The organism is Paenibacillus nasutitermitis, assembly GCF_014641075.1.
In the GTDB taxonomy this organism is placed as follows: domain Bacteria; phylum Bacillota; class Bacilli; order Paenibacillales; family Paenibacillaceae; genus Paenibacillus_Z; species Paenibacillus_Z nasutitermitis.
The window spans coordinates 91,302-114,570 of record NZ_BMHP01000002.1 but is presented as its reverse complement, the minus strand read 5'-3'; the positions used below and the strand labels follow the sequence as shown (position 1 = coordinate 114,570).

Genomic DNA, 23,269 nt, shown 5'->3' with positions numbered 1-23,269 from the left:
AGATTAATATTATTAATAAAAACGGGATTGCCATCTATCTTCGGTCACCTTATAATTTTGGGAGAACATGAGGATCGAGGGATAGTTATGAAAGTATTGGGACAGTTGGTCTCGCTAAATATTGCATTGCCGGTAACCGTTCTTCACGGGTCAAAGGAAATAACGACCGGAATTTTCAAAAAACCTTCAAATAGAGCTCATCATCTTGGCCCAATGGGTCTTGACGGGGACGGGCAGGCGGATCTGATTTATCACGGGGGTGAGGATAAGGCGGTTTGCGTCTATTCCAGCGAGCATTTTCCTTATTGGTCGGACCTGTGGGGGGAAGAGGTCGCTCCCGGCGCATTTGGTGAGAACTTCACGGTCTCGCACATAACCGAACAAATGATATGCATTGGCGATATCCTGCAGGTGGGCAGTGCAATCGTCCAGGTAAGCCAGCCTCGTCAACCCTGCTTTAAGCTGGGTCTGAAGCACAATAAACCGCAGCTGCCGCTCCACGTGCAGCAAACGGGATTGACCGGGTTTTATTTGCGAGTGCTGCAGGAGGGTTCGGTAAAGGAGGGCGATGACCTGTTGCTGACAAGCCTCCATCCAAAAGGGGTTTCGGTTGCCGAGGCAAACCACATTATGTATACGGGGAAAAAGGAAACGGAAGGAATGCTGAAGCTGCTTGACCTGGAGGAGCTAGCAGTCAGCTGGCGGGAAATGATCAGCCGCAGGCTTGCTGATGCGCAAGCCGCTGACGAAGGCAGGGAGGATGTTCGCCCGTGATTGCGGAGTCTGGTAACCGTATCGAAGAGATCCTTCAGCAATATGGCATCGGCAAGCATTGGCAGGCTGTCCGGGAAGAGAGCGGCATGAACAATACCACCCGGATGGTGTATGCCGGCGTGGATAAATACGTGCTGCGGATATATGATAATCACCGGGATTCGGATATCGTGAAGATTGAGCATGTAATACTTCAGGAGCTGCAAGGTGCGGGACTGCCGTACCTTATTCCGCAGCCTGTACCCAATCTGAGCAATGAAACGGTGACAAGGGCGGCTGACGGGAAGCTGGGAGCCTTGTATCATTATATTGAGGGCGAACGCCCGACTGCAAATAACTGCCGGCATGTGGAGGGGCTTGGCCGGGCTTCCGGTCTTCTGGTTAAGGCATTGAAGCATACCGTAATTCCGGTACAACCCCTGATTGAACCCTATTATGAATGTGAACAGACGCATGCCGCAATGACAGACGTGATCATGGAAGACTTGGCCTGCCAGTCCCCTGAGCTTGAGGGGCGCCTTCGGCAGCTTGACTTCCTTGCCGACCAGAGACAGCGTTTGAAAGAGCGGAACCCGTCCTTCGCTGTCCTTCCGCAGCAATGGATTCATGGGGACATCGGTTTCACTAACGCTTTAGCACAAGGGGACAGGATATCAGGTCTGCTTGATTTTGAATTTTGTACCCGGGATGCCGCGGTCATGGAGCTTGCAGTGGTGCTTGCAGATTTTCCTGGCGTGACCGAAGAGACTTCACTGAACCAAATCATGTTGTTCTGCCGCGGATTCGGCACAGCTATGAAGTTCTCGGAAGAGGAGCTTGAACTGCTGCCCGAATTGATCAAGCTGAGAATGATGGATGTCTTCCTTCATTTTGCCGGGCGTTACACGCAGGGACTGGATCCTTACCCCGTATGGGAACAGCAAATTACCCGTGCCGCATTCGTCTGTCAATGGATTGACCGTTGTGAGGACAAGCTTGGACGGCTATTACGCCAATATTTGTTTGAGTAGAAAAGCCCTTCCGTTATAACCGCAGCCTGGTTCTTATTCGCAATCGGCATCTTTTTGCGAATGAATGACCTGGCTGCAGCCATATAATGGGATGAGGTTTATTTTGTGTTGACCGCTGCCACTGCACCAACAGGCAGACAGACGGAGGAAGCGCCCGCGTCAGTTCTGCAATCCGCAAGCATGAAATGTGGCTATTTTGTGAAAAGGCTCTGTTCGCCAATAACCTCTAGTGATATACTGATTATTGTGAATTTATTATATTTTCAGATAATACAGGGAGGGAAGTGAGAGAATTGACAGCTTTGCCCAAGCAGAACGACCTCGGTTTCTTTGAAATTCGACTTGAATCGATTGGTGGGTTAGGAGCGAATCTGGCGGGAAAAATGCTGGCGGAAGCGGGTGTTGTTGGAAGCGGATTCAACGGAGTGAGTTTCTCATCCTACGGCTCTGAGAAGAAGGGTTCTCCGGTCAAGGCACATATTCGTTTTTGTGATTTGAGCACGAACATCAGAGACACAACACCTGTAGAGCGGCCTCATATTGTGGGTATATTTCACGAGAATTTGTCTAAAACCGTCAATGTGGTAAGCGGGATTTATGAGGACAGCGTGGTACTTGTCAATTCAACTAAAACACCGGAAGAGCTAAAGGAGAAGATGAAGCTGCTCGGTGGCACGATCGCCGTCGTCGATGCGACAGGAATTTCACTGGAAGAGAACAACCGGGTGAATATGGCGATGCTTGGCGGGCTGTTTCGACTCTGCACCTTCCTTGATTTTGAACATATGAAAGGTATTATCCGCAAATCGCTGGAGAAGAAGTACCCGCAGGCTGTCGATCCGGCACTGCGAACGTTCCAGCGGGGATATGATGAAGTGCAGTTTCGGACATTTGAGCTTCCGGAAGGCACAGCCATGCCGGAACCCACACGCTGGGATATTCCTGCGCTGGGCTATATGACGCAGCCGCTCGGGGGGATGATCACGAACCCCGGCAACAGCGTGCTGAAGGACTTAAGTATCTCCAGGCAAGGAATGATGCCGCATTTTGACGAAGAGAAATGCATCCATTGCGCAGCCTGCGATACGGCGTGTCCGGACTTCTGCTTCGTCTGGGATGAACTACCTGACAAGAAGGGGCGTCCGCAAATGTTCCTCCAGGGCATTGATTACCAATACTGCAAAGGCTGCCTGAAATGTGTTGTCGCCTGTCCCACGGAAGCGCTCGCTTCCGAGCGCGAGACCGACGGCTATGGCGAGCAGCACCGCGTAGCGCATCGCTTCAATTGGGCAAATTGAAGACGTCCTTGTTCAGCGTAAGAAAGGAGAGAAGCAATGGCTATTGAAATCAACAAAGAGGTTAGCCAGGGAACGGTCGAACAGCGTATGGTATATGAGTCCGGCAATGAAATGGCTGCCTATGCCGCGCATCAGATCAATTATCATGTCATGGGTTATTTTCCGATTTCGCCTTCGACGGAGGTTGCGCAATTTCTCGATCTCATGAAAGCCAACGGGCAGCATGATATCAAGCTGATCCCCGCGGACGGCGAGCATGGATCTGCCGGTATCTGCTATGGCGCATCGGCTGCGGGCGGAAGGGTATTCAATGCGACGAGCTCAAATGGCTATCTCTATATGCTTGAGCAAATGCCAGTACAATCCGGTACGCGGTTCCCTATGGTCATGAATCTGGTCTGCCGCTCCGTTTCCGGACCACTGGATATCCACGGGGATCATTCCGATCTGTATTTCGCCCTGAATACGGGCTGGCCGATTCTTATGTGCCGCGACCCGCAGGCGGTTTACGATATGAATATCATGGCTTTGAAGCTAGCCGAGGATGCGCAGGTGCGCCTTCCCGTGCTTGTGGCATCGGATGGTTATTTCACCTCCCATCAGAAGCGTCGGGTACAGACCTTTGCCCATCGGGCGGACGTTCACGCTTTTGTCGGGGAGAAGCCGCCGGAGGGCTACAATCAGGTGCTGGACCGCAACAATCCGATTACGGTCGGACCCTATATGAACGAACCGGATTATATCAATAATTGTTACCAGCAATCCGTGGCCATGTATAATGCTGCCGATATATTCGATAAAATCCGTCAGGAATATGCGGTTATAACCGGACGCGACTATCCGATTCTTGATTTGTACCGGATGGAGGATGCAGAGGTTGCTGTTTTCCTGATGAATTCCGCTTCGGAGATTATCAAGGATGTGGTCGATCAGCTGCGCGCGCAGGGAATCAAGGCGGGATCGATTGCACCGAATATGATCCGACCGTTTCCAGCGAAGAAAATCGCCGAGGCGCTGCAGGGTGTAAAGGCAGTGACCATTGGCGACCGCGCCGATTCCTATGGTGCGCATGGCGGAAATATGACCAATGAAATCAAAGCGGCGCTGTTTACGCATCGGGTGACCGGAACGCAAGTGATCAGCCGCATATACGGATTGGGCGGAAAGGATTTCTATGCGGAAGACGGTCATCATATGTTCCAGCTTGCGATCGAAGCGGCCGCTTCGGGCGAGGTGGCTGTGCCCTTTGATTATTACGGGCATACGCCGGGCGACCCGGGAAACGCGCCGAAACGGGTGCTGGAGCCCTTGCGGTATGAGGATTTGAAGACGGGACTGATCACCGTGGACCGCGATGAAGCGACTGGCAAGCTGAAGGTGAAGGTGCCGCCGATCCGTCAGCTGACCAAGAAACCGAAACGGCTGGCTCCAGGTCATGGCGCTTGTCCAGGCTGCGGAATATTCTCGGGTCTGGAGCTGTTCTTCAAAGGAATTGAAGGCGATATTGTGGCGCTGTACCAGACGGGCTGCGCGATGGTTGTGACGACAGGTTTCCCGTATTCTTCGCACAAAGCCACTTATATTCATAATTTATTTCAAAATGGAGCCGCGACCCTCTCCGGGGTGGTGGAAATGTTCTGGGAACGCAAGCGTAGAGGCGAGCTTGACGCCTATGGACTGCAGGATGATTTCACCTTTGTGATGATCACCGGCGACGGAGGCATGGATATCGGGATGGGCCCGGCGATCGGCAGCGCTCTGCGCAACCACAAGATGATTATTCTGGAATACGACAATGAGGGTTATATGAACACTGGCGCTCAATTGTCCTATTCCACGCCGCTCGGTCACCGCACATCCACATCCAATGTCGGCAAACATCAAGGCGGCAAGCTGTTCCATCATAAAGATACGGCGCAAATTATGGCGGCGACGAACATTCCTTATGTGTTCACAGGCTCGGAATCAGTCCCGCAGGATTTGCTGCGAAAAGCAGCCAAAGCTCAGTATTATGCGCAAAATGTCGGGCTGGTGTACGGTAAAATTCTCATTACCTGTCCGCTGAACTGGCTGTCGGAGGAGAAGATTGGCCAGACGCTGATTGATGAAGCGGTAAATTCCTGCTTCTTTCCGCTTTATGATATCGAGGAAGGGATTACATCCATTACCTACAACCCGGAAGAGAAAGGCAAGCGCATTCCGCTTGGCGACTGGCTCAAAAATATGGGCAAAACCAAACATTTGACCAGACCGGAATATGCCGAAGCCCTTAAATCGTTCGAGGACGAGGTGGAACGGCGCTGGATGCGACTAAAAGCGAGACACGAGAATGCTTATCTATAGCGATTAACGGTTACGGGCAGTAAGATTTCGGTATCATCCGATTCCGGCGGTCACAGAATCGAAAGGAATCGGTTAAGCGAGCAGGGCGCAGCCAGGGAAGGTGCTGGCGTCCTGTTTGTTGTGAGGGCAGTTATAGCAGGACAGCCTATTCCACATGATTCGTAAGGAAAGGGGGGAACACACATGCCTATTGTGCTTCGGCACCGGGAGACGGGGGAAATTGCCTGCGGCATGCTGCGCAATATCTATCAGTTTGAATATTACGGAGCACTGTGGTGGGAGGATGAGGAGACAGCGGAAATACGGATGCCGCAGGCGCTTCAGGCGGCAGGCTACGAGGATGAACGGGATTGGGACCGCCTTGACATTAAGGAGGAGCGGTTGAAAATCTTCAATGTCAAGCTGAATAACGACAGCGGACGAAGACTGATTCTGGATCGCGATGGTATGATCTTTATCCTGAAAGGATAAATTTTTAGTAGGGATGCCCAATCAGCAGACGACATCGCCTGTCAAGCGAGGGGCAGAAAGCTAATAGGCAACGAATTTGAATGTGTATGGAAAGGGGAATGCGCATGGCCCTGAATGCGGTGGATCATGTCCATTTTAAACAGCTGATGGAGCAGAGCAGCATGAAGGAAGCGGCTGATCTCGGTCAGCAATTGGTTGGCGGGGGGTTTACCGCCGTTAGAAGGTTTCTGGATGATTTCCGCGCCTACTTGCGTAAATTTACGGATGAGGAGGGTGAATGCGCCGTTAAGCTTCTTCGCTATGCCAAAGCCGCCCTCCCGGAGCCCGGACGCATCAGTCCTTCCTGGGTCTATATCTGGAAGGAATTCGAGAGCATCATCCAAACCAAACGACAGGTGTTTCGGGACATTGCGCCTGCCCGGCGAGAAGGGGAATGGCAGGTGCTGCTGGACAATCCCCATTCCAATCAGAATATTGCGGTTTATCCGGCTTTGACCTTCGGAGAAGCGGTCTATATGTTTGCTTATTTTCGCACCGATCTGTTGAACAATGAATATTTACGCCTGCAAAAAATCGATACGCTCCTGACGTTTACCGGTTCGCAGCGGCAGGAGCCGCTATGTTGATGGCACACCTCTGATTCTCTTGTAGAAGCGGCTCATTACCGCTATGAAGTTGGATTTTCGAAGCCGAAAAAAGCTCATGTCGTACAGCGGAATGTCATCCTTGTACACCATGGGCTTTTTTGTGGTCGCGTGTATCGGGTTCCGGCACTGCAATCTTAAATCTTATGTTCCATGAGATGGGCAGCAATCTTGCGGCCGTGGAATCTGCCGGTCTCGATGAAAATTTCATTGGCCTCCCGGCGGGAAGCGACGACGCCTGCCAGATAAATCCCAGGCACATTCGTTTCCATTGTACTGTCGTTAAACGTCGGATATCCCTCCGGCTCGATGGTTACGCCAACGGAGGTAAGAAAAGCCCGATCGGGATGAAAACCGGTCATTGCGAGTACGAAGTCATTAGGCAAATATTCCAAATCCGTTCCCGGGGGTCCTTCAATGGTGACCGTCCGTTGGCCGATCTCAATAATGCGCGAGGAGAAACGCATCCCGATCCTTTGTTTGGCGACCAGGCTCTCAAAGGAAGGTCTGACCCAGGGCTTAATGCTTCGCGAATATTGCTCGCCGCGGTATACGACGGTCACCTGCGCACCGACACGTTCCAGCTCCAGCGCGGCGTCGATGGCGGAGTTGCTGCCCCCGATAATCGCGACCCGCATACCGGTATACGGATGGGATTCGCGGAAAAAATGGGTGACCTTGTCCTGGTCCTCGCCGGGGATACCAAGCTGGTTGGGATGATCAAAGTACCCCGTGGCTACAATAACGGTGCCTGCCCGGTAAACGATCGCTTCGCCATACCGATCAACTGTATGCAGCTCAAAGCTTCTATCCTCCAGGGGCACCACGGAGGTTACCGTCTCATAAGCGTTGATTCTCACCTTGCGCCGCAAGGACACATTACGGTAATAATTGAGAGCCTCCAGCCGCGAGGGTTTCTCATTGGCAGTCGTAAACGGGATATCGGCGATTTCCAGAAGCTCGGGAGAGCTGAAGAAATGCATGTTGATGGGATACTGCGTAATGGAATGGACAACATTCTGTTTCTCGATAATCAGAGGCGATATTCCGATCGATTGCAGCTCTATCGCAGCGGCGAGGCCGCAAGGACCCGCGCCGATAATAATGACTTGTTCTTCATTCATCAATGTAATTGAAGCCTCCCTGTACATGCACACATGGTTCAAAGTAGTTAATAGCCCTATTTTAGCATAGGTTGGGTTCCGGTACAGCAGCGCGTTATTGGGGATGTTCATGAAGCCATCAACAATCTCTAATTATGAACAGGCAATTAGCTCTGTGTACAGGCGGCTGAATGTTGTATAATAAGCTGAATCAGTAACCACGACCCAAGGAAGATGAGGTGATAGAATGCGACGGCGCTTTGTTATTGAAGCCGTAATGGTGGCCACATACGGACAACTGCTTGTACCCAGCCAGCCGGTCGATTTTGTCCTGCCTTATTCGACCATTATGGAGCTTTATGAAATGAAAGATGCCGCTGAACCGGTGATGGATGACCCGAGCGACGATGCGCATGTGAAAGCGAAAATCAATGAACTGATCCAGTTCTTTGAAGACCCCTTTAACCGCAAAAAAATCGAGCGTTCCCTGCAGATGCCCTGGCGGGAAAGCTCTCCGCTGCTGCTGAATGACAGGATCCAGTTCACAGTCGTATATGCGGTTGACAATGCCCATTACGGGGAATTGTTTGATCCTATCGAGACTGAGCTGCTGCTGACTTCACTGAAGCTCAATGTGCCGCTGTTATCGGACCAGTTCGAATTTCAGGACCGTCTGATCGAAGCTGAAGTACCCGTTCAAATGTACGATATTGAGGATTATGAGTTTGCGGTGGAAGAAGGAATCTCCACGGAAGAGTGGGATTCTCACCGGGATCTATAAAAGAATTATTTATTTTTTAAAACCTCTTGCATATGAACTGGAAGAGATGATAAGATTTGGATGTTCCGATCAAACACATACCAATAAGAAAGGGAGGTTGATGGATATGAAATTCTTTAATGTTGAGCAGCGGCACAACGTAACAGGGAAATATGTCCATCGGCCTTTCTTTTTGATTGCCTCGTCATTCGCAGCCTAAGCAGCAGAGGCTTCCTTTATGACCAGCGCTTCCGAAGAGACTTTGAGCCAACAAGGCTTGGAGTCTCTTTTTTGTCGCTCACCACGTGACGGGGGACTGTAAGATTGGGTGGAATTTGTAAGGCTATCAGCGTGGGGGAGAGGGCCTTTCCGCGCACAGGGAGAGGGAAAAGTGAAGATATGGCTAAGATTGATGAAGTACTTGCGGCCCAATTCCAAGTGGATCCTATTATCCATCGTACTGATGATGGTGGGTACGCTTGTGGATCTTGTGGCGCCCTGGCTCCTGAAGGTGATTTTCGACCAAGGTATTGGTAAAGGAAATGAGAACTTGATTTTACTTTTGATTCTGGCACTTGCTGGCATTCAGGTTGTGAAAAGCTTGGGAAGCTTTGTGCAGGGACGCACCCAGGAGATGGTCGGACAGAATGTCGTTTTTATGCTGAGGAAAGAACTATATACCCAGTTGCAGAAATTATCGTTCAGTTATTACGATAAAGCTCAGACCGGACAAATCATGTCGCGAATGACGGGGGATATTGAAGCGGTCAAAAACTTCATCGGATTTGGCTCCATGATGATGTTTGGCGGACTGCTTACGTTTGTCGGGACGATTATTTTCATGATGTCGATGCAGTGGGAAGTTACGCTGATCAGTATGGTTTTCACTCCGTTGCTCATTATTTCGCTGATGCGCTTCAATAAGAAAGTCGGTCCTGCCTGGGGCCAAATCCGCGAGCAGATGGGACGGTTGACAACAACGCTGCAGGAAAATATCTCCGGAATCCGGGTGGTAAAAGCATTCGCCCGTGAGAAAACAGAGAAAAATAAATTTGAGTCGCGGAATGACCAGAATTTCGAAACGAACATGGAACGGGCTAAGATGGAAGCGAAAACGTTTCCGTTGATGGGATTCTATGGTGGGGTCACCTTTCTGCTGATGGTGTTCGTCGGCGGAATTTATGTGGCCAACGGCAAAATGAGTCTTGGCACCTTCATGGCTTTCCAATGGTATGTGTGGGGAGTAATCTGGCCGCTGAATATGCTGGGTTGGCAAATAAATATGATGCAGCAGGCAATCAAAGCAGCCCCGCGCGTTTTTGAAGTCCTCGATACCCCCATTACAATCGATACGATCAAAGAGGGCGCAGCGGATACCGCGAATATAATTGGCAGGGTGTCCTTCGAAGAGGTAAGCTTCCATTTTGCCGATCAGGATGCCGAGAAAGAAACAGGCGTGCTTAGCAATATTTCCCTCCATATTGAGCAAGGAGAGGTTGTGGCAGTCCTGGGTTCCACAGGTTCCGGCAAAAGCAGTTTAATTGCCTTGTTGTCCCGTTTCTATGATGTGAGCGGGGGCAGACTGCTGATTGACGGTATTGATGTTCGTGATTATGAGCTGGATGGGCTGCGCCGCAGAATCGGAATTGTTCCGCAGGAGACCTTCCTGTTCTCGGCTTCGATCCGCGATAATATTGCATATGGGGTGCCCGATGCTTCGCAGGAACAAATTGAATGGGCTGCACGCAAAGCGCAAATCCATGAATTTATTGAAACGATGCCCTTCGGATACGATACGCTTATTGGCGAACGGGGTGTCGGACTTTCCGGGGGGCAACGTCAGCGTGTTGCTCTCGCCAGAGCGATTCTGATGGACCCACCGATTCTGGTGCTGGATGAAGCGACAGCGAGCGTGGATACCGCGACGGAATCCGCTATTCATGAAGCGCTGCTTGAGGTGATGAAAGGGCGTACGACCTTCATCATTGCCCAGCGGCTGTCGTCGGTGAAACGTGCCGACCGCATTATCGTGCTTGACAAGGGTCAGATTGTGGAGCAGGGCACCCATAAAGAGTTGTACGAACGGGGCGGCTTCTTCCGCGGCTTGTTTGAAATGCAGGAGATCGCTCCTGTCTCTTCTTGATATTTAATCGGATTAATAGTTAATGACATTTAGGTTTGGGGTGAGTCTATGAGTCAGGTGGAATGGGATATTGACGAGCTGGAGGAGAAACCCTTTAATCGGCAATATATGAAACGGTTATTCAACTACTTGCTGCCCTACAAAAAAGTATTGACGCTTGTAACGGTTATTGTACTGCTGAATATGGCGCTCAGCCTGGCGGAACCGCTTCTGATCGGCTATTTGATCGACGCAGGTATACTGAAGAAGGATTTTTCCGTTATTTATTGGATCAGTGCTCTCCTTCTGGGTAACCGGCTGCTTGGTTGGCTGTTCGGTTATCTGGATACCCGGATGATCAACTTTACCGGCCAGCGCATTTTGTTCGATTTGCGCCAGCAGCTTTTTAATCATCTGCAGACGCTCTCATTCCGCTTCTTCGACGGCAGGCCAGCCGGTAAAATTATGTCACGCATCACCAATGATACCAATGCGATCGGGGAACTGATCAACGGCGGCCTGATCACGATCGTTATGGAATTAACGCATTTGATCGGCATTATCGCCATCTTGCTGTGGATGGACTGGAAGCTAGCGCTGCTTTCTTTTATCATGCTGCCGCTTCTGTTTCTGATCATTATCATTCTGCAGCCGAAAATCGAAGGCTCCTGGTCGCGCTCGCGTAAAACCATGTCGGCGATCAACGGTAATATCAATGAAACGATCCAGGGTATTCGCGTCATTCAAGCTTTCTCCCGGCAGAAGGAAAACAACCGCCGCTTCAACAAGCTGAATGCCGGCAACAAGCAGGCATTCATGCGCGCTGTCACGCTGGAGTCCGCAGTATGGCCCTCTGTTGAGCTGATCGGAATGATCGGAAGCTGCATCGTAATCTGGTTCGGTGCCAAGCAGGTAATGAGTGATGCGCTCTCCCTCGGTTTTCTGATGGCTTTTATCAACTATCTGTGGCGCTTCTGGGGGCCGCTCAGCGCATTAACGAAAGTCTACAGCCAGGTGCTCTCTGCTATGGCTTCCGCTGAACGGATATTTGAAATTCTGGATACGGATCCGGAGGTTTCGGATTCCAGGACGGCCAAGCCGATGAAACCAATCCGCGGCGAGGTTGTTTTTGAGAATGTCGGTTTCCGCTATGGTGAAGACAAACCTCAGGTGCTCCACGAGGTTAACTTGCACATCAAACCCGGCCAACGGGTAGCGCTGGTGGGACCGACAGGCGCGGGAAAAAGCACCATTGTGAATTTGCTGATGCGCTTCTACGATACAACCGAAGGGCGTATTCTCATTGACGGGGAGGATGTGAAGGAGGTCACGCTGGAATCCCTGCGCAGGCAAATGGGGATTGTTCTTCAGGATTCTTTTATTTTCTCCGGTACGATCGAAGAGAATCTGCGGTATGGTAACGAGGAAGCATCCGATGAGAAGCTGCGTCAAGCCGCTGAGAATGTGCGCATCGACAGATTCGTCTCGCAGTTTGCGGATGGTTATCAGACGCAGGTGGAGGAGCGGGGCTCCAAGTTGTCGGTCGGTCAGCGGCAGCTTCTCGCATTTGGGCGCGTTCTGCTTTCGGATCCTCGTATTCTTATACTGGATGAAGCCACTTCCAGCGTCGATACGGAAACAGAGCAGCATATCCAGGCAGCGCTGGAGAATGTGCTGCAAGGGCGGACAGCGTTCATCATTGCTCATCGGCTTAGCACGATCCGCGATGCTGATTTGATTCTGGTCGTTCAAAACGGCGGTATTACGGAGAAGGGCACTCACGAGGAGCTTATTGCGGCCGGAGGACTTTACAGCAAACTTTACACGACACAGTTCGATATGCAGGAATCTCTGGCGTTGCAGACGGGTGCTTAAGGAGCACGACTCAAGCCTATCATAACCCCCCTTGCTTACTCCCGCACGCAGCTTTGGGAAAAGGCAAGGGGGCTTTTTGTATGCCTCCATAAAAACATCCCCGGAGCATTGAGTGAGCTGAGTTGCCCGGAAAACGCTTAAGGTAACGGGGCGGAAGCTGGATTAACGTTTTCCGCAAAGGCCGTAAAAAAACATATTGACCATTCCCTCAAGAAATTGATCCATATCCCCGCTTTTTTCAGCCATTTCCAGTATCGTTTCATATTGATTCATGTACAACTGGATAAAGGCGAGTATGGATTCGACCGAGACGTCGCTTGAAATCTCGCCGCTTTTCTTTCCTTCCTCAATAATCCTGATTGTCAGGGGGATCGCTTTTTCCCGGTATTGTTTCTCAACATATTGGTTTAATTCATGATCTTCGATTAACAGCTCTTTGATCAGACCGGGAGAGATATCTTTATAAGACTCTTTCTCCAAAAAGATGATATGCTCGATCTTTTCCTTTAACGTATGGCCTCCATTCATATATTCCTCGAACTCGCGGATGATGTTGTCAAAGTAGGCTTTAAGCACTTCCTGGAGCAGAGCTTCCTTGCTTCCGAAATAATTATAGATCGTCACCTGCGAGACCTTGGCTTTCTTGGAAATATCAGCGATCCGAATCCCCCTGAGATCCGTAGTCCGCAGCATATCCAGACATGTCTTCATAATCTTTTCTTTGATTAGACTGGCCCTTTTTTCAAAACCGTTCATCATTATTCACCTAACCTCATATGCTATTATAAAATTAATGAAACTTAAAAATAAATATATTTCATAAATACATTGACGAAGCCAACAATCAAGAATATTATAACATATGAAATATGTTGACGTTTATATTTCATCTTTTAATATTTGGAGGTGCCGTTATGTTAACCGTCCAACATCTGACGAAGCGATTCCCTAATGGAAAAGGAATTTTCGATGTCTCGTTTACGGTGAAAAAAGGAGAAGTCTTCGGTTTTTTGGGACCGAATGGGGCGGGGAAGTCCACTACGATCCGTCACATCATGGGCTTCATGAAGCCCAGCAGCGGATATGTGAAGGTGAATGGGCTTGACGCCTGGAAGGATCAGGGGAAAGTGCAAGCGTATATGGGATACCTTCCGGGAGAAATATCGTTTATCGAAGGGATGACCGGCAAGACGTTTCTCGATTTTATGGCTGATATGCAGGGGGTGAAGGATCGGTCCAAGCGCAATCGCCTCATCGACCGTTTGCAGTTTGACATCCATACCCCGATCCGGAAAATGTCCAAAGGCATGAAGCAGAAGGTAGGAATCGTTGTCGCCTTCATGCATGATCCTGATGTGATTATTCTGGATGAGCCGACATCGGGTCTGGACCCTCTGATGCAGAAGGTTTTTATCGAAATTGTAATGGAGGAAAAGGCAAGAGGGAAAACCTTCCTGATGTCGTCCCACAGCTTTCCGGAAATCGAGCGGACCTGCGACCGGGCAGCTATTATCAGGGATGGCGTGATCGTCGCCGTCAAGGATATCCATGAGCTGCAATCCATGCAGCGGAAGGTGTTTGAAGTCACCTTCGACAATGAGGCAGATGTGGGATCATTTGTAGATTCCGGTCTGCATGTGGAGTCGCAGGAGGGGAATCGGGTGAGAGTTGCCATCCAGGGGAATTACGATATGTTTATGGAGGAGACGGCAAAATACAAAATCCGCAATATCGATATGGCGACTCAAAATCTGGAGGATATATTTATGAATTATTATGATCGGAACGGGGTGATAAAATGAGCCTGACTTTATATAAGCAGATGATAAAAGTCAATATAAAGGGGTTTATGAGCTATGCGTTTGGTTCCGCCTTTTATATCCTTCTCGCATTTTGGTTATATCCCGGACTTGCCCAGAATACGAAAGCGATCGACGAGCTGGTCCAGGCCATGCCGGAGGGAGTGGGCAAAGCTTTCGGTCTCAATGGATTTGGCAGTGCCGAAGCATTCATCTCGGGGGAATATTATGGATTAATTCTGGTTCTCCTCCTTGCGATTGTATGCGTTCAGCTGTCGACGCAGCTGATGGCGAGCTTGGTGGATCGAGGCTCCATGGCCTATTTATTGTCGACGCCGGCCACAAGAAAACAGGTCGCATTCACGCAAGCTGCTGTTTTGACAACCGGATTGTTCATTATTATCGCGATTACCACATTGGCCGGGTTCGCCGGAAATGCCTGGCTCCTCGGAGCTGACTATGAGTTTGATATTCCAAGATTCATTCAGATGAATGCCGCGGCATTTCTGCTTTTTTTTGCGATTGGCGGCATTTCCTTCCTGGTGTCTTCTCTCTCGACCGACGAGAAGCAGGCACGAGGGATATCCGGATTGATTACATTCGGTTTCTTCTTTTTGGATTTGTTGGGCAAACTGAGCGAGAAAATCGATTGGGTGAAAAACATCACCATTTTTTCGTTATACAAGCCTGGGGAAATTGTTAACGGCAATGCGGATGTGGCTGCACCATTCCTCATTCTCGCTGTCGTTGGTCTGGTATCTTTCGGATTAGCCATTATCCTGTTTCGAAAACGCGATTTGCTCTTGTAACAGGCATACAACGAAAACTCCGGGCCGGGAATGGACTGGAGTTTTCCTATTTCTTCTGGGCCGAAGCGCGACCTATTGTCCTGCAGCGGGATTATGGGGAAGCAGGCTGAGCGTCCATCAACCGTTTCAGCTTCAATTCCGTTTTCGATTCTGGGGCGGGGGTATAGATGCTGCAGCGCAAATCAGAGCTTCCCTGCACTTGCAGGGAAGTCAGATGAAACAGCATTTTACCCGCTTTGGCATGCCTGAATTCAATCAGCACCTCAGGCGCCGAGCTCACCTGGCTTTGGGACCATAACCGATTGAAATCCGGATGGTTCTCCTTCATCTCCGCAAGAAAATGTTCATACCATTCATCCTCGACATACTGGCCGTAATAAGCCCTGAATATCGCCAGAAAGCCGCTGACAAAATGCTCCCAATTCCCGGCAAGCCGCCGGAATTCTTTCCTTGTGAACAAAAGCTGGATCATATTTCGTTTATCGAAAGGGATTTTCTCGAAATCGAGAAATACATGACTTGCGGCATCATTCCAGCCGACAATCTGGCAGCGCCGGTCGGAAATGATGGAAGGGCAGCTCTGCAGCTCCTGCAGGATCCACTTCAAAGAGGGGCTGATTTCAGGCCTCTCTTCTTTCATCGCGGTAAAGCCGGGGGCGGTATCGAGCGCCAGCGCGTATAAATATTTATGCTCATCCATCGTTAATTGTAAGGCTGCTGCCACACAATCCAGGACAGAATTAGACACCGTAATATCGCGGCCCTGCTCCAGCCAGGTATACCAGGTGGGGCTGACACCGGCAAGCTGGGCAACCTCTTCACGCCGGAGACCGGGCGTTCTACGCCGTGTACCGGCAGGAAGCCCGACGGATTGTGGGAGAATCTTGGCGCGCTGCGCCTTCAGAAAGGCCGATAATGCTTCAAGCCGCGCTTGCCTGTTCATAGCAGTCCTCCTTCGGACGTTTGTTTATACTGGTAGTCATTATACTATAATAAACAGCAACTTGTAATAGGATAAGGATTGTGACAATATACGGCTATGAAGAGAAGAAGGATTGCTAAGAGAGGGGTCGGCAGCTATGGAACGAGTAGTCATAACCGGTATGGGTCTCATATCGCCGCTCGGAAATGATGTAGGTTCCTTCTGGGAGCGTATGAAACGCGGGGAATCGGGGATATCCCTTATAGATACCTTCGATGTGTCCAGACATAAAGCGAAGATTGCCGGATTGGTTCGCGAATTCGATGCGGATGGCCATTTCGGCCGGAAGGAAGCGCGGCGCATGGACCGTTTCAGCCAGTTTGCGCTGGCAGCGGCTGAGCAAGCGGTTGAAGACGCGGGAATCAAGCTGGAGTCCATCGATCTGGAACGAATGGGGGTCTATGTAGGTTCTGGCATTGGCGGTATCCAGACGCTGCTCGAACAGGATAGCGTCCTTCGTTCCCGTGGTCCGGAGCGGGTAAGTCCTACCTTAGTGCCGATGATGATCGCCAATATGGCGGCTTCGATGATCAGCATCCGATTCGGGGCTGTAGGCCCAACCATGGCTCCGGTAACGGCCTGTTCGGTAGGCAACACCGCCATTGGCGAAGCGGCGCGGCTGATCCGCACGGGAGGGGCAGATATCGTTATAGCGGGAGGGGCGGAAGCAGCGATTACGGATATTTCACTCGCAAGCTTCGGCAATGCTACCGCTATCTCAACGCGCAACGACGATCCTGCCCGCGCCAGCAGGCCGTTTGACGTAGACAGGGACGGTTTTGTTATGGCGGAAGGAGCGGGTATCGTTGTATTGGAGTCGCTCTCTCACGCTCTCAGGAGAGAGGCGCGCATCCATGCGGAGGTGATCGGGTACGGCGCAAGCTCTGATGCGTATCATATGGTCGCGACACATCCGGAAGGACTCGGTGCGTACCGCGCAATGAAATTAGCTCTGCAGGATGCAGCGATCTCCCCCTCCGAAGTGGATATGATCAGTGCCCATGCTACCAGCACAGAAATTGGGGATCGTTCGGAAACGAATGCCATTAAGAAGCTGTTCGGTCAAGATGCCTTCCGGATTCCGGTAACGGCGAACAAATCCATGCTTGGCCATATGCTGGGTGCAGCCGGGGGCGTTGAAGCGATAGCATTGATCAAAAGCCTGCAGGATAATGTCATCCCGCCTACGATTAATCTGGAACAGCAGGACCCCGAGTGCGACCTGGATTATGTTCCGCAGCATGCACGGACAGCAGCGATGAAGGTCGGATTATCCAACTCCTTTGGATTCGGCGGGCATAATGCCGTTATCGTTCTCAAGAAATATGGAGAATCCTAGTCCTTGCAATCGGAGGGACTGATTGATATAATGACATCCAATAACCGTATACGTAGATCAAGCCGATGAAGAGAATCCAACTCGGAGGCGCTGCGAACGGAAACTGTGCGGCTTTTCTATGCTGCAAGCGTCCTTAAGTAGTCCGGTAACCGCACCGTTAGCTGCGGATCAAGAGAGTCGTGCGCCTTAGCGCGCCGGCTAATTTGGGTGGCACCGCGAGCGCGCTCCTCGTCCCTTATGTGGGATGAAGGAGCGCGTATTTTATTATATTCGCGAGAGGAGCCAGCTTGCCCATGTTAGACATTCGGACGATTCGAGAACAATCCGGAAGAGTACAGGAAACTGCTGTAATGAAAGGTATCCGGCTGGAGGTCGTCAGACTGCTGGAATTGGATGAACAGAGAAGGTCACTGATGACGGAACTGGATGCGTTGCGGGAGAAGCGAAATAAGCACTCCAAAGAAGTGCCTAGATTGATGAAGGACAACCGGCAGGATGAAGCGGAGGTACACAAGCTTGAAGTGGTTTCCCTGATCCAGAGGCTTAAGGAGGGGGAAGCACGGCTCAAACAGATCGATGCGGCATATGAAGCGCTGATGCTGGAGGTGCCGAACTTTGTCTCCCCCGATACACCGATCGGGCTGAGCGAGGAGGATAACGTTGAGATCCGCAAGGTAGGAATGCCGCCTGTATTTTCCTATCAACCGCTTAGCCATGTAGAGCTGGGGCATTTGCACGGGATGATGGATCTGCAACGGGGCGTGAAAATCGGCGGCGCACGCCAGGTGGTTCTCCGGAACGCCGGACTGCTGCTGCATCGCGCCGTTCAGCAGCTGGCGCTCGATCTGCTGGAGGAGGAAGGCTTCGAACTGTACGACGTACCCGTGATGGTAAGAGAGGAAACGCTGGTCTCATCGGGATTTTTCCCGGGCAGTCGCGATCAGACGTATCGCATTGAAGGTGAGGATAAATGGCTGACCGGTACGTCGGAGGTGCCGTTGATCTCGCTTTACAGCGGAGAAATTCTGGATCTGAGCAAGCCGAGGCTGCTGGCTGCATGCACACCTTGCTTCCGCCGGGAAGTCGGTTCCGCCGGGCGCGATGTGCATGGACTGTACCGCGTTCATCAATTCGCCAAAGTAGAGCAGGTCGTCATCTGCCGCGCGGATCATGATTTGGCCAATCATTGGCTTGCGCGCATTACGAGCCATGCGGAGAAGCTGCTCCAACTGCTGGAGCTGCCTTACCGCGTGGTAGCTGTCTGTACCGGAGACCTGTCGCAGAAGAATTACAAGCAATTTGATATCGAGACATGGATGCCCAGCCGCAACGGTTACGGCGAAACGCATTCGGCTTCGCTGCTGCTGGATTTTCAGGCCAGGCGCTCGCGCATCCGCTACCGTGATGAACAGGGTCAATTGCATTTTGCTTATACACTCAACAATACAATGGCAGCAAGTCCGAGACTCCTGATTCCGCTTATCGAAAATCATCAGCTGGAGGATGGGACGATCATCATTCCCGATGCGCTTCGTCCCTATTTGAAAGGTATTGATAAGCTGTCGGTTAGTGTCTGATCAACATATGAAGAGAGCTCTGAACCGTCAGCGGCTGCAGCTCTCTTCCTCTTGATTAAGGACGGGTTCAAATAAACGGGTCAAATCTCACAACTGGGGAATGAACGCGGGGGTTGAATGTGTTATAGTGAAGGAAACTAGAGCAGTCCTTAGACTGCAGGATTGTCAGGTGTTAGGGCCAGCGGATTGACTTATCTGTCACCTGTTTTTCTTATGGGGGAGATTGTTTAATGGGAGATTTTATATCGGATGCAATTGATTGGCTGCTTCAGGTAACGTCATTGGACGGCTACGGGATCCTGCTGATCGCAGTTCCGCTCGCAATTGTCCAGGGACTTCTTGGCATTTTTCCATTTACGACCTTGATCATGTTATACATTTCAGCGCTCGGACTTGAAGTTGGACTGCTGATGAGCTGGTTGACCGGGACGCTGGCATCCATCGTCATTTTCTATTTTTTTCGTTATTTCGTCTCAGGATGGGTGAACCGCAAGCTGGCGAAGCGGATCGAACGTTATGAAAAATGGCAAAACAGCTTTCAGCGGTACGGCATCTGGGCGATCATTTTTTTGCGGACGCTGCCGATTATGCCTAATAACCTGATCTCGTTCATGTCATCCGTATCTCGAGTAAGTTCCCCATCGTATATTCTGTCTTCGCTCGTCGGCAACTTATCGCATATCTGGTTGTTCGGCATTATCAGCTCGACCTTATTGATGCCCGGTACTGATATCAAATGGCTGATCGTTACCTATATCATTTTTTGTCTCATCCTGATCCTTCTTTTTGGGGCTTTCCAATATAAAGGTAAAAGAAAAAACCGCATGCATGCGGCGAATTCCGGCAGCAGATCCCTTCCGGGGGAGAAAAATGTGCATCTGTAGCGCTTGCGTTTGTGGCATAATAACATCATACCCATTCACTGGAATTTGAGAGGAGCATTTTAAACGATGAGTATGGAGTCCATTCATCAGTTAGCTGATCGTATCCGCACCAATGTCAGCCAGGTTATCGTCGGTAAAGAAGATATCATCGACAAAATGCTGATCGCTATAATTGCATCCGGTCATGTACTCCTGGAGGATGTGCCCGGCACCGGCAAGACTTTGCTTGCGAAAGCGCTTGCCAAATCCATTGACTGCTCCTTCAAACGGATTCAGTTCACGCCTGACCTGCTGCCCTCCGATCTGAGCGGTATTCATTTCTACAATCAGAAGCTCTCCGAATTTGAATTCCGGCCAGGCCCGTTGTTCACCAATATTGTTCTGGCTGATGAAATCAACCGTGCGACGCCGCGGACGCAGTCAAGCCTGCTGGAATGCATGGAGGAGCGGCAGGTCAGCATTGACGGGACAACTCATGTGCTGGCCCGGCCTTTTTTAGTAATCGCAACACAGAACCCGATCGAGCAGCAGGGTACTTTTCCACTGCCGGAGGCTCAATTGGACCGTTTTCTGTTCAAGGTGAAAATGGGCTATCCATCTTCGGAAGAAGGAATCGATATCATGAAGCGGTTCATGTCGGGAAATCCGCTTGAGCAATTGAAACCGATTGCAACGACGAAGGATATCGAAGACGCCCAGAATGCGTATACGTCTGTCCTGGTAAGCGAGGATATGCTTCATTATATGATGGCGATTGTGGAGGAGACTCGTTCCCATGCGGATTCGGCGCTTGGCGTCAGTCCGCGGGGCAGTCAGGCACTGCTGCGGGCCTGTCAGGTTTATGCGGCGCTGAAGGGGCGGGATTACGTCATGCCCGATGATGTGAAAGCGATGGCCGTGCCGGTACTGTCTCACCGGATTGCGCTTCGCAGCGCGCAGCGGCTGCGTCCGGAGGCCGCCGAGAAGCTGGTCGAATCGATCCTGCATACGGTAGCGGTGCCGTCCGACACGCCGCTCATGACTAAAGTCTGAGCGGTTCACAGTGGAGGTGCAAGCAATGGGCATACATTGGTTTATTTTAAGCGCTGCGGCGGTCATATTAATCCAGGGGTGGATTTTTCGCCGGTTCGCGATGAAACGGCTGAGCTACGCAAGAGAATTCAGTGTGAAAAACTGTTTTGAAGGCGACCGGATTGAAATGATTGAGCGCCTGGAGAACCGCAAATGGCTCCCCGTCCCATGGATGCGGGTGGAGTCCATTCTACATACCGGCTTGAAGTTCGAGCATCTCTTTAACTTTGATGTCAGCAACGGGCAGTTCTATCAGAATCACAAAAGCTTGTTCAGCCTTATGGGCAATAAGCAGCTGATCCGGCGTCATCCCGTGCAATGCATGCAGCGGGGCTGCTACCGGCTGACCAGCGCATCCGTGACCTTTGGAGACCTGTTCGGATTGTTCAAATCATGGAAGTCCGTTACGCTTCAGGAGGAGCTCATCGTGTACCCTATGCCGGCAGACCGCTCCATGATTCAGCTGCCGTCACGCAGCTGGCAGGGTGATATTTCGGTACGTCGCTGGATCGTCGAGGATCCATTCTATGTGACGGGCGTTAGGGATTATCAGGCAGGAGATTCGTTGAAAACGATTAACTGGAAGGCGACCGCCCGGTCATCCAGGCTGCAGGTACACAGACGGGATTTCACCGCTGACTACAGACTGATGGTGCTGCTCAATGTGGAAGATCATGCGGACATGTGGGAGGTTGTGAACAATACTGCGCTGATCGAACAGGGAATCCGGCTTGCTGCGGCGCTGGTTCAATACGCAACCGAGCAGGGGCTGGAAACGGGATTTGCAACGAACGGCCATGATATCGATATCCCCGGCTTGCCGATCGTCACGCAGATGAACAGCGGCAGCGATCACTTGTTGTACATGCTGGAGCGGATGGCCAAGCTTGCCATTACCAGCGTGACGCCATTTTACTTGCTCCTCGACAAGCTGGAGGAGAAAATGGACGAACGCTGCGATGTCGTGATCGTGTCGGCTTTTATGAGCGAGAAAATAGAGCTGGCCATAGATCGGTTGCGTAGTCACGGCCACGGTGTCGAGTGGCTGCCGCTCCAATTAGAGGCAGGTGATGCGGCATGACCGTCTATATCCGCGCAAGCTCCAAGGCTCTTCTTCAGGGGCTAATCGAGCTTCTTCTGTTTATGCCCGTTGCTTTTCTCATTCAGGCTTTCCTCTTTGAAGGCGAAGCAAGCTGGATGTGGCTCATTCTTATTCCTCTTGGATACCCGCTTGGGCTCATGATTATTAAGCTGCTTAAGTTCAAGCATCCGGTCATGATTACGTTAATCGGCTTTGCGGCAGGCATCGGTCTCAGCGCATTGCTGCTTGGTGTTACCAAAGCGGGAGCTGTCAGTGCCTTAACCTTATCGCTCGGTATGACCAGGGGCGGGCTTATGGCGGTCTCCATGCAGTATTTCAGACTGCATGCACGCCATTATGTAATTGGGATAGCGGTTTATTTTATAGTGTCGCTGATTTTCGGCCGTATGCCGGCATTTGAACCCTATCAATCTGCGTTGATCGGCTTCGGTCTTGTCGCTTTGCTGTTGACGCTGTTCTCTGCCAATAGCGGGTATGTGAATGACGAGTCCCTGTCAGGCAATGGCCGTCCAGCGGTTGAGCCAACTGTACGAAAACAAAACCGGCTGCTTGTCTCCATTATGGCAGTCATTACAGTGGCGATTGTATTCACGTATCAGATCCAGGCTGCGCTTGGCGCTCTCTGGAATACCTTCAAGGAATGGTTGAAGCAGCTCTTCTCTAGAGGGGACACCCAGAATGTCCCGCAGCAGGAGATGGAACCGCCAGCTGTACCGCCTCAGCTGCCTGACGGGGATGGGAAGTCGATGCCCCCGTGGGTGGATTATATTCTGTACGGTGTCGCTGCGCTGGTTGGACTTGTCCTGTTGTACCTGGTTCTGCGCCAGCTCCGTCATGTGCCTGCTTGGCTGAAGAGGCTGCAGGAGAAGCTGATGAAGCTTTTCGGACGGGAACAGACTCTTGCGGCTCAAGGTTATGTGGATGAGGTTTCCAGCCTCCCCAAAACCGGACGTCTTGGCGGGCTGTTTCGCAGCAGAACGAAGGAACCCCGCGTCCGTTATAAGGATCTGCAGGATAATGAATCGCGGCTGCGCTACTTGTACCGTCAGCGTCTGGGCAGACAAGTGAAAGCCGGTTATGATTTCAAACCTTTCCTGACGCCGCTGGAAACGGATACCGAGCTTCAGGGAAGAGGAGAGGAACGTTCAGCCGCCGATCTCGCGCAGCCTTACAGCAATGTCCGGTATGGCAACAAAAAAATCTCGGATCAGGAGCTGGAGCGAATTGCGGAAGCCGTGAACAAGAGCGGCCGCTAAAGGTCTCGCCTACATAAATATCCAGGGTTCAGGACATCTTAAGGTTGGAT

Annotated in this window: 20 protein-coding genes; 17 read left to right on the top strand and 3 right to left on the bottom strand. The window is 51.1% G+C overall.

The window, feature by feature from the left end; genetic code table 11:
• Nucleotides 1-87 precede the first annotated feature (87 nt).
• The 6 genes from IEY46_RS10595 to IEY46_RS10570 all read left to right on the top strand — a co-directional run bounded on the left by IEY46_RS10595 (nucleotide 88) and on the right by IEY46_RS10570 (nucleotide 6,522).
• A complete protein-coding gene (locus IEY46_RS10595; protein WP_188992003.1) occupies nucleotides 88-774 on the top strand; it encodes an MOSC domain-containing protein in 687 nt (228 codons plus the stop codon).
• The gene (locus IEY46_RS10590; RefSeq protein WP_188992002.1) at nucleotides 771-1,784 is read left to right on the top strand and encodes a phosphotransferase; all 1,014 of its coding nucleotides are present in this window, start codon (nucleotides 771-773) and stop codon (nucleotides 1,782-1,784) included. The genes IEY46_RS10595 and IEY46_RS10590 overlap by 4 nt, the downstream gene beginning before the upstream one ends.
• Nucleotides 1,785-2,077: 293 nt before the next feature.
• On the top strand, nucleotides 2,078-3,082 hold the full coding sequence (locus IEY46_RS10585) for a 2-oxoacid:acceptor oxidoreductase family protein (protein ID WP_188993693.1): 1,005 nt from the start codon (nucleotides 2,078-2,080) through the stop codon (nucleotides 3,080-3,082).
• Nucleotides 3,083-3,118: 36 nt separating this feature from the next.
• The gene (locus IEY46_RS10580; protein WP_188992001.1) at nucleotides 3,119-5,425 is read left to right on the top strand and encodes a thiamine pyrophosphate-dependent enzyme; all 2,307 of its coding nucleotides are present in this window, start codon (nucleotides 3,119-3,121) and stop codon (nucleotides 5,423-5,425) included.
• Nucleotides 5,426-5,608: 183 nt separating this feature from the next.
• Entirely contained in the window at nucleotides 5,609-5,896 is a 288-nt protein-coding gene (locus IEY46_RS10575; RefSeq protein ID WP_188992000.1) for a hypothetical protein, read from the top strand.
• 104 nt (nucleotides 5,897-6,000) lie between these two features.
• Complete coding sequence (locus IEY46_RS10570) at nucleotides 6,001-6,522, top strand: hypothetical protein (protein WP_229750223.1); 522 nt, start codon at nucleotides 6,001-6,003, stop codon at nucleotides 6,520-6,522.
• Nucleotides 6,523-6,677: 155 nt separating this feature from the next.
• Here the strand turns inward: IEY46_RS10570 and IEY46_RS10565 are convergent, their stop codons facing one another.
• A complete protein-coding gene (locus IEY46_RS10565) occupies nucleotides 6,678-7,664 on the bottom strand; it encodes a YpdA family putative bacillithiol disulfide reductase (RefSeq protein ID WP_188991999.1) in 987 nt (328 codons plus the stop codon).
• A gap of 226 nt (nucleotides 7,665-7,890) precedes the next feature.
• Here IEY46_RS10565 and IEY46_RS10560 point away from each other — a divergent pair, with 226 nt between their 5' ends.
• The 3 genes from IEY46_RS10560 (at nucleotide 7,891) to IEY46_RS10550 (ending at nucleotide 12,400) form a co-directional block, all read left to right on the top strand.
• Nucleotides 7,891-8,424, top strand: a complete 534-nt coding sequence (locus IEY46_RS10560; protein WP_188991998.1) for an ADP-heptose synthase — start codon at nucleotides 7,891-7,893, stop codon at nucleotides 8,422-8,424.
• 370 nt (nucleotides 8,425-8,794) lie between these two features.
• Nucleotides 8,795-10,546, top strand: coding sequence for an ABC transporter ATP-binding protein (locus tag IEY46_RS10555; RefSeq protein ID WP_188991997.1), 1,752 nt, complete (start codon nucleotides 8,795-8,797; stop codon nucleotides 10,544-10,546).
• A gap of 48 nt (nucleotides 10,547-10,594) precedes the next feature.
• Complete coding sequence (locus IEY46_RS10550; RefSeq protein ID WP_188991996.1) at nucleotides 10,595-12,400, top strand: ABC transporter ATP-binding protein; 1,806 nt, start codon at nucleotides 10,595-10,597, stop codon at nucleotides 12,398-12,400.
• 162 nt (nucleotides 12,401-12,562) lie between these two features.
• Here IEY46_RS10550 and IEY46_RS10545 read toward each other — a convergent pair whose 3' ends face one another.
• Nucleotides 12,563-13,159: a TetR/AcrR family transcriptional regulator gene (locus tag IEY46_RS10545; protein WP_229750222.1), complete on the bottom strand. Its 597-nt coding sequence runs from the start codon at nucleotides 13,157-13,159 to the stop codon at nucleotides 12,563-12,565.
• A 155-nt stretch (nucleotides 13,160-13,314) separates the two neighbouring features.
• On the opposite strand from IEY46_RS10545, the gene IEY46_RS10540 reads away from it, so the two are divergent.
• A complete protein-coding gene (locus IEY46_RS10540; protein WP_188991994.1) occupies nucleotides 13,315-14,202 on the top strand; it encodes an ABC transporter ATP-binding protein in 888 nt (295 codons plus the stop codon).
• Nucleotides 14,199-15,008: an ABC transporter permease subunit gene (locus IEY46_RS10535; RefSeq protein ID WP_188991993.1), complete on the top strand. Its 810-nt coding sequence runs from the start codon at nucleotides 14,199-14,201 to the stop codon at nucleotides 15,006-15,008. Before IEY46_RS10540 ends, IEY46_RS10535 begins: the two co-directional genes overlap by 4 nt.
• Before the next feature lie 91 nt (nucleotides 15,009-15,099).
• Here IEY46_RS10535 and IEY46_RS10530 read toward each other — a convergent pair whose 3' ends face one another.
• Nucleotides 15,100-15,951 carry a helix-turn-helix transcriptional regulator gene (locus IEY46_RS10530; RefSeq protein WP_188991992.1) on the bottom strand — a complete coding sequence of 284 codons (852 nt, stop codon included), beginning with the start codon at nucleotides 15,949-15,951 and terminating at the stop codon, nucleotides 15,100-15,102.
• A gap of 136 nt (nucleotides 15,952-16,087) precedes the next feature.
• On the opposite strand from IEY46_RS10530, the gene fabF reads away from it, so the two are divergent.
• From fabF to IEY46_RS10500, 6 genes are all read left to right on the top strand, one after another.
• On the top strand, nucleotides 16,088-17,329 hold the full coding sequence (gene fabF / locus IEY46_RS10525) for a beta-ketoacyl-ACP synthase II (RefSeq protein WP_188991991.1): 1,242 nt from the start codon (nucleotides 16,088-16,090) through the stop codon (nucleotides 17,327-17,329).
• Between the two features lie 293 nt (nucleotides 17,330-17,622).
• Nucleotides 17,623-18,906 carry a serine--tRNA ligase gene (gene serS, locus IEY46_RS10520; RefSeq protein WP_188991990.1) on the top strand — a complete coding sequence of 428 codons (1,284 nt, stop codon included), beginning with the start codon at nucleotides 17,623-17,625 and terminating at the stop codon, nucleotides 18,904-18,906.
• Nucleotides 18,907-19,136: 230 nt separating this feature from the next.
• Nucleotides 19,137-19,790 (top strand): VTT domain-containing protein, encoded by a 654-nt coding sequence (locus IEY46_RS10515; RefSeq protein ID WP_188991989.1) that lies wholly within the window; start codon nucleotides 19,137-19,139, stop codon nucleotides 19,788-19,790.
• Between the two features lie 66 nt (nucleotides 19,791-19,856).
• Nucleotides 19,857-20,822 (top strand): AAA family ATPase, encoded by a 966-nt coding sequence (locus IEY46_RS10510; protein ID WP_188991988.1) that lies wholly within the window; start codon nucleotides 19,857-19,859, stop codon nucleotides 20,820-20,822.
• Nucleotides 20,823-20,847: 25 nt separating this feature from the next.
• Nucleotides 20,848-21,942, top strand: coding sequence for a DUF58 domain-containing protein (locus tag IEY46_RS10505; protein ID WP_188991987.1), 1,095 nt, complete (start codon nucleotides 20,848-20,850; stop codon nucleotides 21,940-21,942).
• Complete coding sequence (locus IEY46_RS10500; RefSeq protein WP_188991986.1) at nucleotides 21,939-23,219, top strand: DUF4129 domain-containing protein; 1,281 nt, start codon at nucleotides 21,939-21,941, stop codon at nucleotides 23,217-23,219. The genes IEY46_RS10505 and IEY46_RS10500 overlap by 4 nt, the downstream gene beginning before the upstream one ends.
• Nucleotides 23,220-23,269: the final 50 nt, after the last annotated feature.